This window comes from Pseudomonas sp. NFACC02 (genome assembly GCF_900110765.1).
GTDB lineage: Bacteria > Pseudomonadota > Gammaproteobacteria > Pseudomonadales > Pseudomonadaceae > Aquipseudomonas.
On the sequence record NZ_FOEO01000003.1, the window covers coordinates 35,382 to 52,876 of the forward strand.

Here is a 17,495-nt window from a genome sequence, read left to right on the forward strand (position 1 = left end):
GTTGTCTCGGGGCAGTGGGGGCTAGACGCCATAACTTGAACCGCTCGCGGCCTCTGACGGACCTTTTGCCTCTGTAGGGCGAGGTCGATGTTGGCCGATGTCGCGGGATACGAAAATTAGTAAATATGTGGTCCCTGACGAGGAAAAAACTGGGGTGGAAAAAGGTGTTCGAAGCTGGGGCAGGCGCACAAAAAACGCCGCTTCCTAGTGCAGGAAAGCGGCGTTTCATCGGGTGCCGAGCGGAGCACGAAATGTTGATCGTTCCCACGCTCCGCGTGGTAACCCAGCGACTGACGCTCTGCGTCAACGTGGACGCGGAGCGGCCTGGAAGGCATTCCCACGCAGAGCGTTGGAACGATGCCACAACTGCTACGCCCGCTGAACAGAGGCGGTGTCGTGCCCCACGATCCCACAGGGCTGTGTACTGTTGTTGAGGATCATATCCGCCGCCTTTTCCCCGATCATGATGCACGGCGCGTTGGTGTTGCCGCTGATCAGTGTCGGCATGATCGAGGCGTCGACCACTCGCAAGCCTTGTATCCCATGCACTTTCAGGTCCGGCCCTACGACGCTCATCGGATCGATGCCCATCTTGCACGTGCCGACCGGGTGGAACACGGTTGCGGCGTAGTCGCGCACGTAGGTCATCAGTTGTTCGTCGGTCTGCACCTGCTTGCCGGGAAGCATCTCGGTGCCGCGAATGCCATCGAACTGCTGATCGGCGAGGATCTTGCGTGCCAGCTTCAAGCCTTCGATCAGCACCCTGGCGTCTTCCGGATCGGCGAGGAAATTGAAATCGATCACGGGTTTGCCGTCGCGACCCAGGCGTATTTCGCCAATGCTTTTCGGGCGCAGCACGCAGGTGTGCACCGCGTAGCCATGGCCCCATTCGAACAGCCGGCCGCGATGGCTGCGGTAACCCGGGACAAAGTGAAACTGCACATCGGGCAGCGACTCAGCCAGCGGTGTACGGGCAAAGCCACCGGCCTCGACGTAGTTGGTGGTCAGCCAGCCTTTTTTGCCGAACAGATAACGCAGCGGCGAGGTCAGGATGCTCGGCAGCGATCCCAGTGAAAAGCCCAGGGTCAACCGGCTTTTCGAGCGCACGGTGATCAACCCGTCGAGGTGATCTTGCAGGTTCTTGCCGACGCCGGGAAGGTCATGTTCGACCTTGATGCCTGCGTTCGTCAGGTCGTTCGCCGGCCCGATGCCGGACGCCAGCAGTAAGCCCGGACTGCCCAGCGAACCCGCAGACAGAATCACCTCGCGACGAGCCGTCAGGGTGGTTTGCTGACCCTCGGATTCGACCCGCACGCCTTGGGTCACTCGTCCCTCAATCACCAGTGACTGCACCGAGCAGTCGGTGATTACGGTCAGGTTTGGACGGGCGAGCACCGGTGCGACAAACGCGCGGTAACTCGACAGGCGTCTGGCGTCTTTCTGCGTGAGGTTGTAGATGCCGCAGCCTTCCAGTTGATCGCCATTGAAATCGTCGTTGCGGCGAATGCCCGCGTTTTGCGCGGCCCTGACGAACAGCTGTGACACCGGGTTGGGATCACGCGCAGCTTCCACGTTCAACTCGCCGGTCGTGCCATGCAGACGTGGGTCCTGGCCCAGCCGGTTGTTCTCGGATTTCTTGAAGTAAGGCAGCACGCTGTTCCAGTCCCAACCGGGGCAGCCGGCCTGCGCCCAGCGATCATAATCGCTGGCGTGACCGCGGATGTAGATCATGCTGTTCATCGAGCTTGAGCCGCCCAGTGCTTTGCCGCGTGGTGTATGCAGGCTGCGACCGTTGAGGTTTTTCTGCGGCGCGGAAAAGAAATTCCAGCTGTACTTTTTGCTCTTGTACAGCGTGATGGTCCCGGCGGGCGTCTGGATGCGCAGGCTGTTGTCGTGGCTCCCCGCTTCGATCAAACACACACTCACGGCAGGGTTGGCGCTCAGACGATTCGCCAGCACGCTGCCAGACGAACCGGCGCCAACGATGATGTAGTCGTAATCGGTTTTCATGGGGTTCTCCCGAGGGCGCTCACCGAGACTCAGCGCAACTGAAACCAGGTGGTTTTCAGCTGGGTGTATTTGTCGAATGAGTGCAGTGACAGGTCGCGTCCGAACCCGGACTGTTTGCCACCGCCGAACGGAACGGTCACGTCCAGAGCATCCACGGTATTGACCGAAACAGTGCCAGCGTTCAAGCGACCGGCGACGCGGTGCGCGCGATGGAGGTCATCGCTCCACACGGACGCGGCCAATCCGTACACAGAGTTATTGGCCATCTGCACCGCCTCATCCTCGGTGTCGAACGGGGTGATCGCAAGCACCGGGCCGAACACCTCCTCGCGTGATAAACGCATGTCCGGGCTCACGTGAGTGAACAACGTGGGCTGAATGAAATTGTTCGAGCCATTGATCACCACTTGGTTGCCGCCTGCGACCAGCCGTGCCCCGCTGGCACTGGCCTCCGAGATGTATTCCATCACCCGCGCGGTCTGCGTCGCGTCTACAATCGCGCCCGCCCGGCTGGCAGGGTTCAGCGGGTCGCCGGGCTGCCAGTGCCGTGCCTGCTCGACGAGGCGCTCCACGAACTCATCATGAATTGACCGCTGCACCAGCAACCGTGAGTTGGCCGAGCACACTTCGCCCTGATTGAAGAAGATGCCGAAAGCGGCTTTCTCAGCGGCCAGGTCGAGGTCCTGGCAGTCGGCGAACACCAGGTTCGGGCTCTTTCCGCCGCACTCCAGCCACACCTGCTTGAGGTTGGACTGCGCCGCGTACTGCATGAAGTATTTGCCGACTTGCGTCGACCCCGTAAACGCCAGCGCATCGACGTCTGGATGCAGCCCCAGGGCGCGACCGGCCTGCTCACCGAGGCCTGTGACCACGTTGAAAACACCCTCGGGAACACCGGCCTCCAGCGCCAGTTCGGCCAGACGCAACGCCGAAAACGGTGACTGTTCGGCGGGTTTGAGGATCACGCTGTTACCGGCGGCGAGGGCGGGTGCGAGCTTCCAGGCGGCCATGTCCAGCGGGAAGTTCCAGGGTACGACGGCGGCGATGACGCCCAACGGTACCCGCGTGATGGTCGCCAGCATGCCGGGGCCGGTGGGGGCGACCTGGTCATACAGCTTGTCCAGGCTCTCGGCGTACCAGGCGAACACATGCGCGGCGCCGGGGACATCGATGCCGTAAGCGTCCATCACCGGCTTGCCCATGCTCAGCGAGTCAAGCAAGGCCAGTTCTTCGCGGTGAGCCAGGATCAGTTCGGACAAACGCAACAGGACCGCCTTGCGCTCCTTGGGCTGCATATGTGGCCAAGGCCCGCTTGCAAAGCTTTGACGGGCAACACGGACGGCCTGGTCGACCTCCGCATCCGAGCAGGCTGCGACGTTGGCCAACACCGCGTTGGTGGCGGGATTGACGACGGTGAAGGTTTCGCCCGTGCGGGCCTGATGAGGGCTGCCTGCGATCAGGGCCTTGTCGATGAATCGCTGATGCTCGGCACGCTGTTGCCAGTGTTTAAAGTCCGTCACTGCACACACTCCTCAATGGCCTCTGCGGGCCGTGCTCACGATCGATGGTGCCGATAGTGGGCGATGTGGTGAGGTCAGGAAATGAGTAAAAATGTGTTCGCTGCCGATAAAAAAACTCGGCAATAACGCACTTTTACGGTGCGTGCACGCACTGTTTTGAGGTCAGTTTTTTTAGCGTCACTGGACAGCAAATTGCTTGTTTATCATGTGTTGGGAACACCACAGAATACCGCGCAAGCTCTGGTCTGACGGTTCACCGATTTCGAGGTAGCAATGGCCGCGTACAACCTGCGACAACTCAAATATTTCGTCACCACGGTGGAGTGCGGCAGTGTCGCCGAAGCGTCGCGCAAGCTCTACATTGCACAGCCTTCGGTCTCTACCGCGATCAAAAACCTTGAAGAAAGTTTTGCCGTGCAGCTGTTTATTCGGCATCACGCGCAAGGCGTGTCGTTGACGCCCAGCGGCGCGCGCTTCTATCGCAAAGCGCAGGAGTTGCTGCGCGTGGCGCACGAATTCGAGCAGAACGCGCTCGCGGACAACGACGTGGTCGCCGGGCAGATCGACATTGGCTGTTTCGAAACCGTAGCGCCGTTGTACCTGCCGCGCTTGATCGCGGGGTTTCGTGATCGCTGGCCGGGCGTGGAAATTCGCATCCGCGATGGCGAGCAGCAGGAGCTGGTGCAGGCCCTGACCTCGGGCAGTATCGATCTGGCGATTCTGTATGAGCACGATCTGGACAGCACCATCGACACCGTGCCGCTGATGGCGCCGCAACAACCTTATGCGCTGTTGCCCGAGGGACATCGCTTTGCCAGCCAGGCCAAGGTTTCGCTGAACGATCTGGTGCTGGAACCCATGGTATTGCTGGATGTGCAGCCGAGCCGGACCTATTTCGTGAGCATTTTCGAAGAGCGGGGATTGACCCCGCACATTCAGTTCAGCTCACCATCGATCGAGATGGTCCGGGGCATGGTCGGTCGTGGGTTCGGCTTTTCGATTCTGGTGACACGCCCTAAATCCGAATACACCTACGACGGGCAGAAGCTGGTGTGCGTGCCGTTGGCCGAGCACGTGACGGGCTCAGGGCTGTCCGCGGCCTGGCTGCGTCGTTCGCAGTTGACCAAACCGGCGCAGTTATTCGTGGATCATTGTCGGGAAGAACTGGCGCCGAAGATCGCAGACTGATGCTCTGTCGGCTCGAAGCTTCACGCAAAGCTGTGGAAGCCGGCTTGCTGGCGAAAAGCGTAGTGTCAGATGCCTCACACGGGCTGACCCCACGCATTCGCCAGCAAGCCGGCTCCTACAGGTCTGGCATTTCTCGCAACGCTTCCATCATCCGCCGCAACATCGCGTCACACGCTTCCAGCTGCGCCACGCTCACAAACTCATCCGGCTTGTGCCCCTGATCCATGCTGCCCGGCCCACACACCACGGTGGGAATGCCGATGGCATCGAACAAGCCACCTTCGGTCCCGAACGCCACGGTGGTGAATGCCTCCGAGCCACAGAACTGCGCAATCAGCTGTGCTGCCTGGCTTTTCTCATCGGTCACCAGACCCGGATAGGCTGAGAGCTCGGAAAAGCTGATATCGCTGTCCGGATTGACCGCCTGCATGCGCGGCAGCACCTGGTCTTTCGCGTACTGCTGCAATTGCTGAGCGACTTCAAGCGGGTCCTGGGCAGGCAAGGCGCGCACTTCGAAATCGAAGCGGCAGTCGGCCGGTACGATGTTCAGCGCCTTGCCGCCTGTGATCACACCGGTCTGTACCGTGGTGAAGGGTGGGTCGAAGCGTGGATCGTGCAGGTCGACTGCGCGCAGCGTCGTCCCGATGCGCCCCAATTCGCCGATGAGTTCGGCGGCAAACTCGATGGCGTTCACCCCCTGCGGCGCATACGCCGAGTGGCAGGCCGCGCCGTGGACATCGCAGCGCATGGCCAGCTTGCCCTTGTGACCCAACACCGGCTTGAGTTCGGTGGGTTCGCCGATGATGCACAGCAGCGGTTTGACCGGCCGTTGTTCAAGTTCCGCCAACAGTGAGCGCACGCCGAGGCAGCCGACTTCCTCGTCATAGGACAGGGCGATGTGCACTGGCATCCTCAAGGGCGCCGCCAGCAGGTCCGGTACCGCCGCCAGTACGCAGGCGATATAGCCTTTCATGTCAGCCGTGCCGCGCCCGAACAGCTTACCGTCGTGTTCGCTCAGCTCGAAGGGCGGCACGGTCCACGGCTGACCGTCTACCGGCACCACGTCGGTGTGGCCGGACAGCACAATGCCCGGACGATCCGCCGGGCCGAGGGTGGCGAAGAGGTTGGCCTTGCTGCGCTCGGCGTTGTAGATCAGTTCGCACGGCACGTTGAGTTGTGCCAGGTAGTCGCGAACGAACTCGATCAGTTGCAGGTTCGATTCACGACTGGTGGTGTCGAACCCGACCAGTGCGGCCAACAGTTCCCGGCTTTTGCTCATACCTTGATCCTTGCTGGGTTCAGAGGCGCGTAAGGGATCGCCGTTTCATTCGTCACCGGGAACGCCATAGCTCGGCGCTTTGGTCGGGTCGAGGGCGCGGGTGATGTAGTCCTGCAACTGAGGGCGATAGTCGGTCCACAGTTGTGCGAGTTGACCGATCGGGTCTTCATCGGCCCAATCCACGCGCAGGTCGACGATAGGCCAGGTCAGCTCACCGACCACCACCAACGCGGCGGAGTGCACAGGACCCGCTTCCCCGCCGGCCGCGACTGCCGCCTGCATGGCCGCGATCAACCGGTCTGCGAGTTGACCGCCGCTGTTTTCGAAGGTCTGCACCAGTGTTTCGATGACGGCACGATCGGCCAGCATGTTGCCGGCGCCCACACACTGTTCACCCGCCAGCGCATTGTGCGTGCCAAGGGTTTGACTGCCGCTGAAATGGGCGGTCCGGCCGAGGTGGTCGATGGCGGTCAACTGCCGAAACTGGCTATAGCCGTTGCTGGTCAAGGCCTTGTCCAGCGCCTCGGCAGGGGACAGGCCTTGCTCCAGTTGATCGAGTACGTGCGGACCCAGGGCGGGAAGAGTGATGTTCTGTGTGGCGACCGCGCCGACGCCGGGACGCAACCAGGGGCAGCGCGCGCCCACCGCAATGCTGGATGAGCTGATGGCGATGCCCAGTTGTCCGGTTTCGGCGCAACGGCCAACGATTGAAAACGTCATGGTGTGTTCGTCCTGTTCCGTCCTGACCCGCCATCCGGCGCCGGGCGAGCGTGCTTGACGCTGCCCGGGCGTGGATGGGACATGACTGCATTCTGTCCATGCGTTGCGGTTGGCGAAACGAGGTTTTTTGTGGAGCCTGATTACGAAAAAACGTGCCAGTGCCTCACCGTGTTTTACAGTCGGCCGTACTCGCGCGCGGTGCGATCCACCGCGATGCGGGTCTTGTCCACCAGTTCGTCCAGCTCCGTGCGGGTGGCGACCAGCGCGGGCGCCATGATCATGCGCCCCAGCGTGGAACGAATGATGACGCCTTCTTCGAAACCCAGGGTGCGGCAGCGCCAGGCGATGTCGTTCTCGTTAGCGAAGCGTTTGCGCGTGGCTTTGTCTTCTGCGAACTGCAGCGCGGCGACCAGACCGACGCCTTGTACTTCGCCCACCAAAGGGTGGTTGCCGAAGACTTCGCGCAGGCAGTTCTGCAGGTAAGGGCCGGTGTCGCTCTTCACCTGAGTGACCACGCCTTCGTCGCGCAGTGCCTTGAGGTTGGCAATTGCCACGGCGGCGGCGACCGGGTGCCCGGAGTAGGTCAGGCCATGGGCGAATACACCGCCTTTTTCCACCAGCGCTTCGGCCATGCGCCGGGACAGGATCAAGCCGCCCATGGGGATGTAGCCCGAGGTCAGGCCCTTGGCGATCGACAGTGTGTCGGGCTCGAAACCGAACGCTTGATGCGCGAACCATTCGCCGGTGCGACCGAATCCGCCGATCACCTCGTCGGCACACAGCAGCACGTCGTGCTTGCGGCAAATACGCTGAATTTCCGGCCAGTAGGTCGAGGGTGGAATGATCATCCCGCCCGCACCCTGGAAGGGTTCGGCAACGAACGCCGCAACGTTCTCCGCGCCCAGTTCGAGAATCTTCTCTTCCAACTGGCGAGCGGCACGCAGGCCGAAGGCTTCGGGGCTCAGATCGCCTTCATGGGCAAACCAGTAGGGCTCGTCGATGTGTGCGACATCCGGAATCGTGCCGCCCATTTCGTGCATGAATTTCATGCCGCCCAGCGCGGTCGCCGCCAGGGTAGAACCGTGATAACCGTTCCAGCGCCCGATCATGACTTTCTTCTCGGGCTTGCCCATAACCTGCCAGAACCTGCGCACGGTGCGGATCAGTACCTCATTGGCTTCGGAGCCGGAGTTGGTGTAGATCGCGTGGCTGTAGTGGGGCGGCAGCAGGCTGAACAGCAACTCGGACAGCTCGATTACCGCCGGGTGGGTCGTGTGAAAGAACATGTTGTAGTAGGGCAGTTGCTCCAGTTGGGCGCTGGCGGCGGCCGCCAGGTCTTTGCGCCCGTAACCGAGGTTGGTGCACCACAGGCCGGACATGCCATCCAGATACCGCTTGCCGTCGTTGTCCCACAGCGTCAGCCGGTCGCCTCTGACCATCACCCGCGGGCCTTCCTCGTTAAGCGCTTTCTGGTCAACGAAGGCGTGAATGTGATGGGCGGCATCCGAGGCCTGATAGTCACTCGTGGTGCGGGATGTATCGAGGTTGATGGACATGACGCGTCTCCAGGGTCGATGGCGCCCGACATCTGCGATCACGTTTTGCAGTGCGTGGGGGTGGGATGCCGGCTTCGTTGGTCATAAGTTTTGTCATTGAAAAATATTTTTGTAAAGAAAATATTTGTTGGGAAAAACATATGCCCGTAATCTGAACGGCATCGCTCACCCACCTCAGGAGCAACATGACTGGGCTTAGAGAACGGCAGAAAGAACAACGCCGACAGCTGATCGCGGACGCTGCCTTGACGTTGTTCAAAGCCAATGGTTTCGGCGCGACCACGCTGGAACACATCGCCAACGAGGCCGGCGTTTCTGCGCCGACCGTGGTGAATTACTTTGGTGGCAAGCAGGAGATTCTGCTCGCGCTGCTCAAGGCGCCGGACGAACAGGCGATGCGCGAGGCGCGGGCCAACCTGGACGAAAACACCGATCCGCTCGACGCATTGTGTGAGCTCGAAGGGTTGATGACCCGTTACCAGTTGCGTGCCATGCCTGCTTCGTTATGGCGGGAGCTGGCGCCGTTTCTGTTTACCGGCGAACTGGCGCAGGCGTTCCATCCGTGGAATGCGGCGGTGGTTGAAGAGGCCAAGGCGCTGCTCAAACATTTTCAGACGCTGGGCAAAGTGCGCGACTCGGTCGATATCGAGGTGGCCGCCACGGTGTTCAATCAGTACGCCAACCTGGCGTTTATCCGCCTGGCCACCGAAGCCGTGCCGGATCGCGAGGCCCACGCCGCCCACATGCGCAGCGTCCTGAGCCTGATGTGCCACGGGATGTTGAGCTAGGCAGCGCCATTCACAGGCCTAGCTTTTTCCTGCTTTGCGACGACAAAAATCATAATTTCGCTATCCCCTGATCCTGCACAGAATGCGCTCACACCCGCCTTCGTGAAGGACACAGGTATGACAGCTGGAAATACAGAAATCGATACGCTTGTGGTCGGTGCCGGTCAAGCCGGCGTGGCCATGAGCGAGCACCTGAGCAAGCTCGGAATCCCTCACCTGGTCCTTGAGCGCAACCGCATTGCCGAAGCCTGGCGCAGCGGCCGTTGGGATTCACTGGTTGCCAACGGACCCGCCTGGCACGATCGGTTTCCGGGCCTGGAGTTCGACGACCTCAGCCCGGACGGTTTCGCACCCAAAGAGCGGGTCGCCGATTATTTCGAAGCGTATGCGCGCAAGATCAAGGCACCGATTCGGACCGGCGTGGATGTGCGCAAGGTTGAGCGTAACTTTGGTCGGCCTGGGTTCACGGTCGAAACGTCCGACGGTGTGATCGAGGCCCATCGTGTGGTCGTGGCGACCGGGCCGTTTCAACACCCGGTGATTCCGTCCATTGCGCCAAACGACGAACGTCTGACGCAGATTCACTCCGCCCAGTACCGCAACCCGCAGCAACTGCCGGAAGGCGCCGTGCTGGTCGTGGGCGCCGGGTCGTCCGGTACGCAGATCGCGGATGAACTCCAGCGCGCCGGCAAGCAGGTGTACCTGTCGGTCGGCCAGCATGATCGTCCTCCGCGCGCATACCGCAATCGGGATTTCTGCTGGTGGCTGGGCGTGCTCGGCGAATGGGACCAGGCCGCGATGAAGCCGGGTCGCGAGCACGTGACGATCGCGGTCAGTGGCGCCCATGGTGGCCGTACCGTGGACTTCCGTGAACTGGCGCAGCGCGGCATGAAGCTGGTCGGCGTGACGCGTGCGTTCAACGATGGTGTGGTGACCTTTCAACCGGACCTTGCCGAGAACCTGGCGCGCGGCGATGAGAACTATCTGGCGGTGCTGGACGCCGCGGACGCCTATATTGAACGCAATGGCCTGGACCTGCCGCTTGAGCCCGAAGCGCGTCGGGTGTTTCCTGACCCTGAATGCGTGAGCACGCCCATTCTTGAGCTCGATCTGGCCAGGGCCGGCATCACCACCGTCATCTGGGCGACGGGTTTTGCCAACGATTACAGCTGGCTGAAAGTCGATGCCTTCGACGCCAAAGGCAAGCCCCTGCATCAGCGTGGGGTGTCCACCGAGTCGGGTCTCTACTTCCTCGGTTTGCCCTGGCAGTCACGGCGCGGGTCTTCGTTCATCTGGGGAGTCTGGCACGACGCCAAATACGTGGCTGACCACATCGCGATCCAGCGCGCCTACCTGGAATACCGTGACGCCGCCCAACGCGAGGCCGCGCCCACCGTGGCGCCGGTAACACCGACGCAAGGGCAATCGGTCGTCACCGCCTGATCGTGTATACCCGTGCCGTCGCATCGTTCGGCGGCACGTCCCGTCTTGTGTTTTCGAGGAGTTTTACATGGCCCAGCCAACCCACACCCGCATTCGCATGTTCAACACCAAAGAGACTTACCCCAACCAGTCGCTGGATAATGATTTGTGCCAGGCGGTCCGCGCCGGCAACACGATCTATGTGCGTGGCCAGATCGGCACCGACTTCGAGGGCAATCTGGTTGGCCTTGGCGACCCGCGCGCGCAAGCCGAACAGGCCATGAAAAACGTCAAGCAACTGCTGGAAGAAGCCGGTTCCGACCTGTCGCACATCGTTAAGACCACGACCTACATCATCGACCCTCGCTATCGCGAACCGGTGTATCAGGAGATCGGCAAGTGGCTCAAGGGCGTGTTCCCGATTTCCACGGGGCTGGTGATTTCCGGGTTGGGCCAGCCCCAGTGGCTGATGGAAATCGACGTGATTGCGGTGGTCCCGGACGACTGGCAGCCGACACAGGCTTAAACCACGCTGAGATGCGAAAGTTCGTGGCGGTGCCTCGGGCGTTCCTATCGTTTCGCGACCAGCGTTCACTATCGCTAGCGATGAACCTGTTGGGAGTGTCGCATCTGTGTCCACGGTTGCCCGCAAATACGGGCGGATGTATCACGCTGAAGCTGTACAGAGCGATATACGTTTAGTTTCGGCCTGCTTCCGGGTTCGGCGGCAGCCTGTCCTCACGCGGGCGTTGGGGCTATACAGGGCAGGGTGGAAGTGGGTAACGTTTCCACCTGACTCAAGAGGCAGCGCCGACATGCAGAAAACCACCACCCGACTGGTTCTACGGCCGCCTGTCCTTGACGACCTCAACAGCCTCTTCGCCATTTATGGCGATCCGGCGACCAACCGCTTCAATCCATCCGGGCCTCTGTGCAGCATCGAGCAGGCGCAATGGCTGCTGGACGGGTGGATGGCTCACTGGGAAGCGCATGGCTACGGACAATGGGTGATCTGCACACGCGACTCGCCCACTGAGATCATCGGCTTCGGCGGGATCGACACGCGTAAATACCTTCAAGTACAACGCCTGAACCTGGGTTACCGGTTCGGCACGCAGGCATGGGGCAAAGGCTTCGCGACAGAACTCAGTCAGGCGGCGCTCGACTATGCGTTCGCCGAGCTGCACATGCCGGAAGTCTTCGCGGTGGTCAGACCTCACCACCAAGCGTCGATACGCGTCCTGGAAAAAGTCGGCATGCTGCGTATCGACACCCTGGACGATGTGCCGGGGCAGGCGGCGAGTCTGGTGTATCGATTGGGGCGGGAGGACGCAGCGGTGGGGCGGCGCTAGCACGCTGGCATCTGCCTGCCGGAGGCTTGGATCCGTGTCACTGCAGCGCCTTTGTCGCAGAGCATTTAGCCGCCAGTCCCGCGACTACGGAGGAGCGTCCCAACTTCGTCGCGACTTACTTCCAGGAGTCATAAGGCACGCCGAATTTTTCGACATACGCCTTGGATACGTCGGAGAGTGAATCGTATTTCCCGTTGGATTTACCTTCGTAAGGGCCTCTGGGATCAATTTCAGCTTTGACCGTCGTCACTTCGATAGGATTTAGGCACGGGCCGGTTACCCAAACTTTGGCGATACCTCCGGGAACTAGTCTTATGGAAATTGCTTCTCGGAAATCGGTTATAACCTTGCCGTCAAAAGCGCAGAAAACTTGTTCTTCCTTGCGCATAATTTCCCGGGTCCATTCAGGTATATCGATGACCATTTTGTAGGTTTGCGGCTCGACGAGCGATTGCCAACGGACGTAGATCTTTTTCGGTAGGTCTGCGCCTGTTACGTATTTGCCCTTACCCCATCCTGCTCTTTTCGGCCACCCGATGGGATTGCCGGAATTATTGGGAGGCGTAATTATTGAAGAGGTGCCGCTCATGGCGCGGCGAAAGACTTGCCCATGAATATCAATGACGTCTGCCGTCTCTATCCAGACTTCCATATAGGCAGGGGCCGAAAACCCTAAACGCCAAGCTTTGTAAGGCATTGACCGGCTATTGGCAGATGTACAGCTGGTAAGCACCAACACGATAAGCGCCGCGCCCATGAGATTAATCATTGAGGTGTACTGTCCGCACACGAGTTCTTCTGGTGGATTCATGCATCGGGCCCTTTACTCCCAAGATTCATAAGGCACGCCGAATTTTTCTACATACGCCTTGGATAATGCCGAGAGAGGTCTATGTTTGCCGCCAGACTTTCCTTCATAAGGGCCTCGAGGATCAATTTCGGCTTTGACCATCGTTACTTCGATGGGATTCAAGCACGGGCCGGTGACCCAAACTTTGGCGATACCTCCAGGAACCAGCCTTATGGAAATTGCCTCTCGGTAATCGGTTATCACCTTGCCGTCAAAGGCGCAGAAAACCCTTTCTTCCTTGCGCATAACCTCCCGCGTCCATTCCGGTATATCGATAACCATTTTGTAGGTTTGAGGCTCGACGAGCGATTGCCAACGGACGTATATCTTTTTTGGTAAGTCGGCGCCTGTAACATACTTGCCGCCGCCCATTCCTGCTCGTTTGGGCCAGCCTCGGGGATCGCCTGAATTGTTTGGCGGTGTTAGCAACGCCGCAACGCCACTCATGGCGCGTCTGTAGACTTGCCCTTGAATATCAATCACGTCAGCCGTTTCGATCCAGACTTCCATATAAGCTGGGGCCGAGAAGCCTAGATGCCAGGATTTGTAGGGCATCGACTGGGTTTTGGCCGATGTGCAGCCTACCAGTAGAAACACCATGAGTGCGGTGCGTATTAGATTAATCATTAGGATGTACCGTGCGCATATAATTATTGTCGGGTCTATTGATAAAAACCACGTTTAAATCGCTGTTATTGCGATTTTTCGCGGCGTTCCAATTGTCGGAGATATGAACATAGCTCTGGAACAGCAGCTGTTCTTCCTGCGCGCTCAGTCTTAGCGTTGTGCTTTTCCCCAATGCGTAGGGCATCAATTTCTCGTAAATGGGGATTAGCTCGGCTGGCAGCGCCAGTCGTGGTTCGGTTTCGTCGACTTCACCAAAAGGCACTCCATGCTCTACAGCAAGCTCGCGCATGATCCTGAAGTAAATCAACGACAGGTCACCGCGAACCTCGCGTTGGCTACTTACCGCCGCATAAACATGTTTCATGTCTCTGCGTTTTCTGTCTTCTGTGAAGGTAAAAGGCACCTCCCACGCCCTGATTTCAAGGGCAAGGTCATAGCGGGCCAGTTGACGCTGAAGGCGACGCAAGTCGTTTTGAGCCAGTTTGTAACTGTTGGCCTCAGTAAAAGGAACACGTTCATCCACCTCGCTTCGGTGGGGTTTGCTGAGGAGAATGCGTTCGATTGCTTTGGGGAGGTAACCACCTCCAAGGTCCGAATGGGCGCCGGGTAACACGATATCGGCGGCGCCGAGGCTGTTCAGGGCGAAGTTGTAGCGTCGTTCATTCTGGGCGACCAGATGCACAATTTTTTTGGCAGCGTCGGGCGCTAGACGGATGTTGATTCCAGGGTTGTAGGCGTTGTGTCCGTCGACGTCTGCTAGCAAGGGATTGGAAATGGCCGCAACGGTGTCGTAGACGCCAATGAAGTTTATGGATACCTCATCTTGTGTCTTCCAACTGAAACTGTCTGCTAATCCGAGAGTTCCGGCGGGCACTGCATTGGCGAAAATGCTTTTCTTACCCTTGACTACTTCATTGGCAAAGTCTCGTGCAGCTGCGGCTCCGCGGCTGAACCCAAAAATATCAAATTCAATTCGTTCAATAGTTTTGCCCGGGTTGTTTGCCAAAAACGACCGGAGGGCTTTGACGATTAATGCAGGAGTTTCTTCCACTCGGGCTCGAACACCTTGCGCGCCCAATCCTGTCGCTTGGGAAAAAATTGAGTCCTCGTCTGCGCTGCTGGTACCAATGCCCTCCACATATACGCGCAAGCTGCCCGACTCAGCATTGATCGGCAGCGCTTCATCTCGCTGGTCGATATAAAGATCATGCAACCTCGCAATATTGCTTACATCATTCCCATAACTGTTATCCGGCGAGCTCCCGTTGCCGTCATAGCCATGCCTGGCGCAGAACGCACGAAGATCGTCAGCGGCCTCTTCCAGATTGACGTCACGCGCAAAACAACCGTAGACACGCTCGCTATTGCTGCGGTTATTGCCTGTGCCGTCGAAAAACACCCCGATCCGCAGGGTGATGTCTTCCACTTCAACTTCTTCTTCCTCTTCTTCAAGCGGCTCTTCGACTTCCGGAGGCAGTGGGGTCGGGGTGGGGGTGAGCGTGTTTTTCGGTGGAGGTTTCAGCAGGTGTCCGGCTCTCGCCGCGGCGGCGATGCCTGGTAACAGCGGGCCGAGAATCTGAATGCCGGAGCCAACGCCCGGCGCACCGCCTGCGTTCAGCCTCACCCTGGGACCGTCTACCTTCACGCCCCCGGCATCCAGTTTGATGAAGCTGCCGCCCGCCTTCGCGGTCAGTTCCATGCTGGCGTCAATCACCACCTTGTCGCCCGCGTAGATGTGAATCTCTTTGCCTGATTCGACCAGATACCGGGTGCCAACGCGTATATGCTGGCTGCCGCCTACCATCAGGTGGTCGTCGGCCTTTAACTGGGTCTTACGATCCAGATGAGTGATGCGGTGTTCTTGCGCCTTGCGCTCGCTGAATACAAAGCCTTCAACGGTGTCGTGCCGTTCGTGGCCAACATGGATCTTCTGGTCGTGCCCGATGTTTTCTTCCCAGTCGCGCTGGGCGTGGAGGTAGATCTGTTCGGCGCCTTTTTTGTCTTCGATGCGCAGTTCGTTATAACCCTTGCCGCCGGGTGAACTGAGGGTCTTGAAGGTGCTGCGGGTCTTGTGCGCGGGCAGTTCGTATGGGACATCGTTGGTCTTGTGGTACAGGCAACCGGTGATCAGGGGTTGGTCGGCATCGCCCTCCAGGTAGGTGACCAGTACTTCCATGCCGACACGGGGGATGGCGATGCCGCCATAGCCACTCCCGGCCCAGCCGGAGGCGACACGCAGCCAGCAGGTGCTGTGATCGTTGCGCTGACCTTGGCGGTCCCAGAAGAACTGCACTTTGACGCGGCCGTATTCATCGCAGTGAATCTCTTCCCCGGGAGGACCAGTGACCACAGCCGTCTGGCTGCCGCCGATTCTGGATTTGGGGTGGTTAAGGGGAGGGCGGTAGGGCGTGTTCCACGGGATGGCGAGAAAATGGTTGCGATAGCCCTGAAGAAAATCGGTGTCGTCGTCAAAGACGTCAAGGGTGGGGTATTCACCCAGCACCTGCGGCTGCTTGCCCTCGTGGATCACTTCCAGCAACAGCCACAGGTCGTTCCATTCGGCACGGGGGTGCTCTTCGAGGGGCAGGTAGTGACCGCTGAGCAGCGTGGGTTCGTCGCTGTCGCCTTCGGCCAGTTGGTAGTCGCTGCGATGACGCTCCAGAGCGCGGGTCGCCAGGTGCCTACCGCGCGTGCGGTCGGTGAAGCGACCGGGGTAATCGTAATCTTCCAGGTCAGGGGTGAAGGTGCTCGTGGCGTCGGCTTCGAGCTGCAGGCTCGGCCGTTCGAAGTTGTAGTCGCGCCGAGTCACGCGAGTGGTACGGGCTTCCAGGCGCAGGTCGAAGTGCTTGATCACCCGTGTTTCGGCTGCCATGCCGCAGTCTTGCCGATAGGTCACGGGCTGGAGTTTGCGAAACATCGCCTGGTTGTCACTGAACACCAGCGTGTGGCCGCCCGGGCTGTGCAGGAAGTGAAAGTGAATACCTTCCTCTTCGCACAGGCGCTGGATGAAATGCAGGTCGGATTCGTCGTATTGCACGCAGTATTCGCGGGGCGGGTACGTCGCGCGCAGTTGAAAGCGATAGGCATCGGCCAGGATGCCTTTGGCTTCCAGTACCTGGGCGATGATGTCGGGCACGGTCAACTGCTGAAAGATCCGTTGACCCTGGTTGTGGCGCAGGTACGCGAGTTGGGGAACAAGGGTGATGCTGTAACGGGTCAGGCGGTTGCCGCCTTCTCGGTGTGCTATGCGGTAGACGAGGCCGTGGATGATGCCTTTGCCGGGGCCGCCGAAGGACAGGACGGCGGGTGTGTGCATCAGCGCCTCGATATCCAGGTTCGGGCGGGTACTGACCAGCTCGATGTCGAAGGTGTACGGTTGGCTGAGCGCTTCCCGGCCTATGAAGCTGAGTACCTGAAGGTCCTCCGAGAACCCTTGAAGGGTGAGAGAAATATGGACTTCATTGGCATTCGACATGTAGGGGTTTCATCCTTTGAAACGATTCCGTTTTCAAGGATGGTGACGGCTTGGCGGTGGGCGCTCAATGCGAAAACTGACATCGGGAATAGTCGCAATAAAGAAACAGAAGCTTCCTACAGCGCGCCATGGGGCTGCTCTTTTTGTGCGCAGGCGGTGCAAACCGCCGGCCAAGTGAATGACGTCGATTCCTGGCCGGGGCGGGGAGGCAAGAAAAGCAGCGATATTTAGATGAATGCATTGGGCGTTGCTGCGAGGTTGTCGAGCAACCTTGAAATGGTGTTGCTAAACCGCACCGTCATTCGGCAATTTCGCAATGACCTTGATCTCGAAATCAAACCCATACAGCCAGGTCACGCCGACGGCCGTCACGGTCGGGTGCGGGGCCTCGCCCCAGAATTCCGGCACTACCTCCCAGATCTTTTCGAACCGCGATGCCGGGTCGACGATGAAGACGGTGACGTCGATCACGTCGTCGAAGGTGCAGCCCGCTGCATCGAGAATGGCATTGAGGTTGTTGAATGCGAGCCTGACCTGCGCTTGCAGGTCAGGTTCGGGGGAGCCGTCTTCGCGGCTGCCGACCTGTCCCGAAACGAACAGCAGACCGTTGGTTTTGATCGCCGGCGAATACCGGTTGATGTCGTAAAGCGCTTGGCGTCCAGCCGGGTAAACCACGTTGCGAACTGTCATGTGCAGCCTCCATCAGTG

15 protein-coding genes are annotated in these 17,495 nt (G+C 59.6%); 6 read left to right on the forward strand and 9 right to left on the reverse strand.

Features of this window, described 5'->3' with window-relative positions; translation table 11 throughout:
* Window positions 1-369 precede the first annotated feature (369 nt).
* Both BMY73_RS03910 and BMY73_RS03915 read right to left on the reverse strand, forming a co-directional pair.
* Complete coding sequence (locus BMY73_RS03910) at window positions 370-2,010, reverse strand: GMC family oxidoreductase (protein WP_092405187.1); 1,641 nt, start codon at window positions 2,008-2,010, stop codon at window positions 370-372.
* Window positions 2,011-2,039: 29 nt separating this feature from the next.
* Window positions 2,040-3,530, reverse strand: coding sequence for an aldehyde dehydrogenase (locus BMY73_RS03915; protein WP_092405189.1), 1,491 nt, complete (start codon window positions 3,528-3,530; stop codon window positions 2,040-2,042).
* Window positions 3,531-3,803: 273 nt separating this feature from the next.
* Here BMY73_RS03915 and BMY73_RS03920 point away from each other — a divergent pair, with 273 nt between their 5' ends.
* Window positions 3,804-4,718 carry a LysR family transcriptional regulator gene (locus tag BMY73_RS03920; protein ID WP_062382115.1) on the forward strand — a complete coding sequence of 305 codons (915 nt, stop codon included), beginning with the start codon at window positions 3,804-3,806 and terminating at the stop codon, window positions 4,716-4,718.
* A 115-nt stretch (window positions 4,719-4,833) separates the two neighbouring features.
* Here BMY73_RS03920 and argE read toward each other — a convergent pair whose 3' ends face one another.
* From argE to BMY73_RS03935, 3 genes are all read right to left on the reverse strand, one after another.
* Window positions 4,834-5,997, reverse strand: a complete 1,164-nt coding sequence (argE, locus tag BMY73_RS03925; RefSeq protein WP_062382116.1) for an acetylornithine deacetylase — start codon at window positions 5,995-5,997, stop codon at window positions 4,834-4,836.
* 45 nt (window positions 5,998-6,042) lie between these two features.
* The gene (locus BMY73_RS03930) at window positions 6,043-6,717 is read right to left on the reverse strand and encodes a DUF1028 domain-containing protein (RefSeq protein WP_092405191.1); all 675 of its coding nucleotides are present in this window, start codon (window positions 6,715-6,717) and stop codon (window positions 6,043-6,045) included.
* A 173-nt stretch (window positions 6,718-6,890) separates the two neighbouring features.
* The gene (locus tag BMY73_RS03935) at window positions 6,891-8,273 is read right to left on the reverse strand and encodes an aspartate aminotransferase family protein (RefSeq protein WP_092405193.1); all 1,383 of its coding nucleotides are present in this window, start codon (window positions 8,271-8,273) and stop codon (window positions 6,891-6,893) included.
* Window positions 8,274-8,458: 185 nt separating this feature from the next.
* On the opposite strand from BMY73_RS03935, the gene BMY73_RS03940 reads away from it, so the two are divergent.
* The 4 genes from BMY73_RS03940 (at window position 8,459) to BMY73_RS03955 (ending at window position 11,835) form a co-directional block, all read left to right on the forward strand.
* Window positions 8,459-9,061 carry a TetR/AcrR family transcriptional regulator gene (locus BMY73_RS03940; RefSeq protein ID WP_062382119.1) on the forward strand — a complete coding sequence of 201 codons (603 nt, stop codon included), beginning with the start codon at window positions 8,459-8,461 and terminating at the stop codon, window positions 9,059-9,061.
* Between the two features lie 117 nt (window positions 9,062-9,178).
* Window positions 9,179-10,504, forward strand: coding sequence for a flavin-containing monooxygenase (locus BMY73_RS03945; RefSeq protein ID WP_092405195.1), 1,326 nt, complete (start codon window positions 9,179-9,181; stop codon window positions 10,502-10,504).
* Between the two features lie 67 nt (window positions 10,505-10,571).
* A complete protein-coding gene (locus BMY73_RS03950; protein WP_062382121.1) occupies window positions 10,572-11,009 on the forward strand; it encodes a RidA family protein in 438 nt (145 codons plus the stop codon).
* A 289-nt stretch (window positions 11,010-11,298) separates the two neighbouring features.
* Window positions 11,299-11,835, forward strand: a complete 537-nt coding sequence (locus tag BMY73_RS03955; protein ID WP_062382122.1) for a GNAT family N-acetyltransferase — start codon at window positions 11,299-11,301, stop codon at window positions 11,833-11,835.
* Between the two features lie 115 nt (window positions 11,836-11,950).
* Here the strand turns inward: BMY73_RS03955 and BMY73_RS03960 are convergent, their stop codons facing one another.
* Genes BMY73_RS03960 through tssI form a run of 3 tightly spaced genes read right to left on the reverse strand, consistent with a single transcriptional unit; the run spans window position 11,951 to window position 16,787 of the window.
* Window positions 11,951-12,604 carry a DUF2931 family protein gene (locus BMY73_RS03960; protein ID WP_062382123.1) on the reverse strand — a complete coding sequence of 218 codons (654 nt, stop codon included), beginning with the start codon at window positions 12,602-12,604 and terminating at the stop codon, window positions 11,951-11,953.
* Between the two features lie 54 nt (window positions 12,605-12,658).
* Window positions 12,659-13,312, reverse strand: a complete 654-nt coding sequence (locus tag BMY73_RS03965) for a DUF2931 family protein (protein ID WP_092405197.1) — start codon at window positions 13,310-13,312, stop codon at window positions 12,659-12,661.
* On the reverse strand, window positions 13,305-16,787 hold the full coding sequence (gene tssI / locus BMY73_RS03970) for a type VI secretion system tip protein TssI/VgrG (RefSeq protein ID WP_062382125.1): 3,483 nt from the start codon (window positions 16,785-16,787) through the stop codon (window positions 13,305-13,307). Before tssI ends, BMY73_RS03965 begins: the two co-directional genes overlap by 8 nt.
* Between tssI and BMY73_RS27810 the strand changes: the two genes are divergently transcribed.
* A complete protein-coding gene (locus tag BMY73_RS27810) occupies window positions 16,764-17,018 on the forward strand; it encodes a hypothetical protein (RefSeq protein WP_139214097.1) in 255 nt (84 codons plus the stop codon). The two genes, tssI and BMY73_RS27810, sit on opposite strands and share 24 nt — an antisense overlap.
* A gap of 54 nt (window positions 17,019-17,072) precedes the next feature.
* On the opposite strand, the gene BMY73_RS03975 is transcribed toward BMY73_RS27810, so the two are convergent.
* Window positions 17,073-17,477 carry a RidA family protein gene (locus BMY73_RS03975; RefSeq protein ID WP_062382126.1) on the reverse strand — a complete coding sequence of 135 codons (405 nt, stop codon included), beginning with the start codon at window positions 17,475-17,477 and terminating at the stop codon, window positions 17,073-17,075.
* Window positions 17,478-17,495 lie beyond the last annotated feature (18 nt).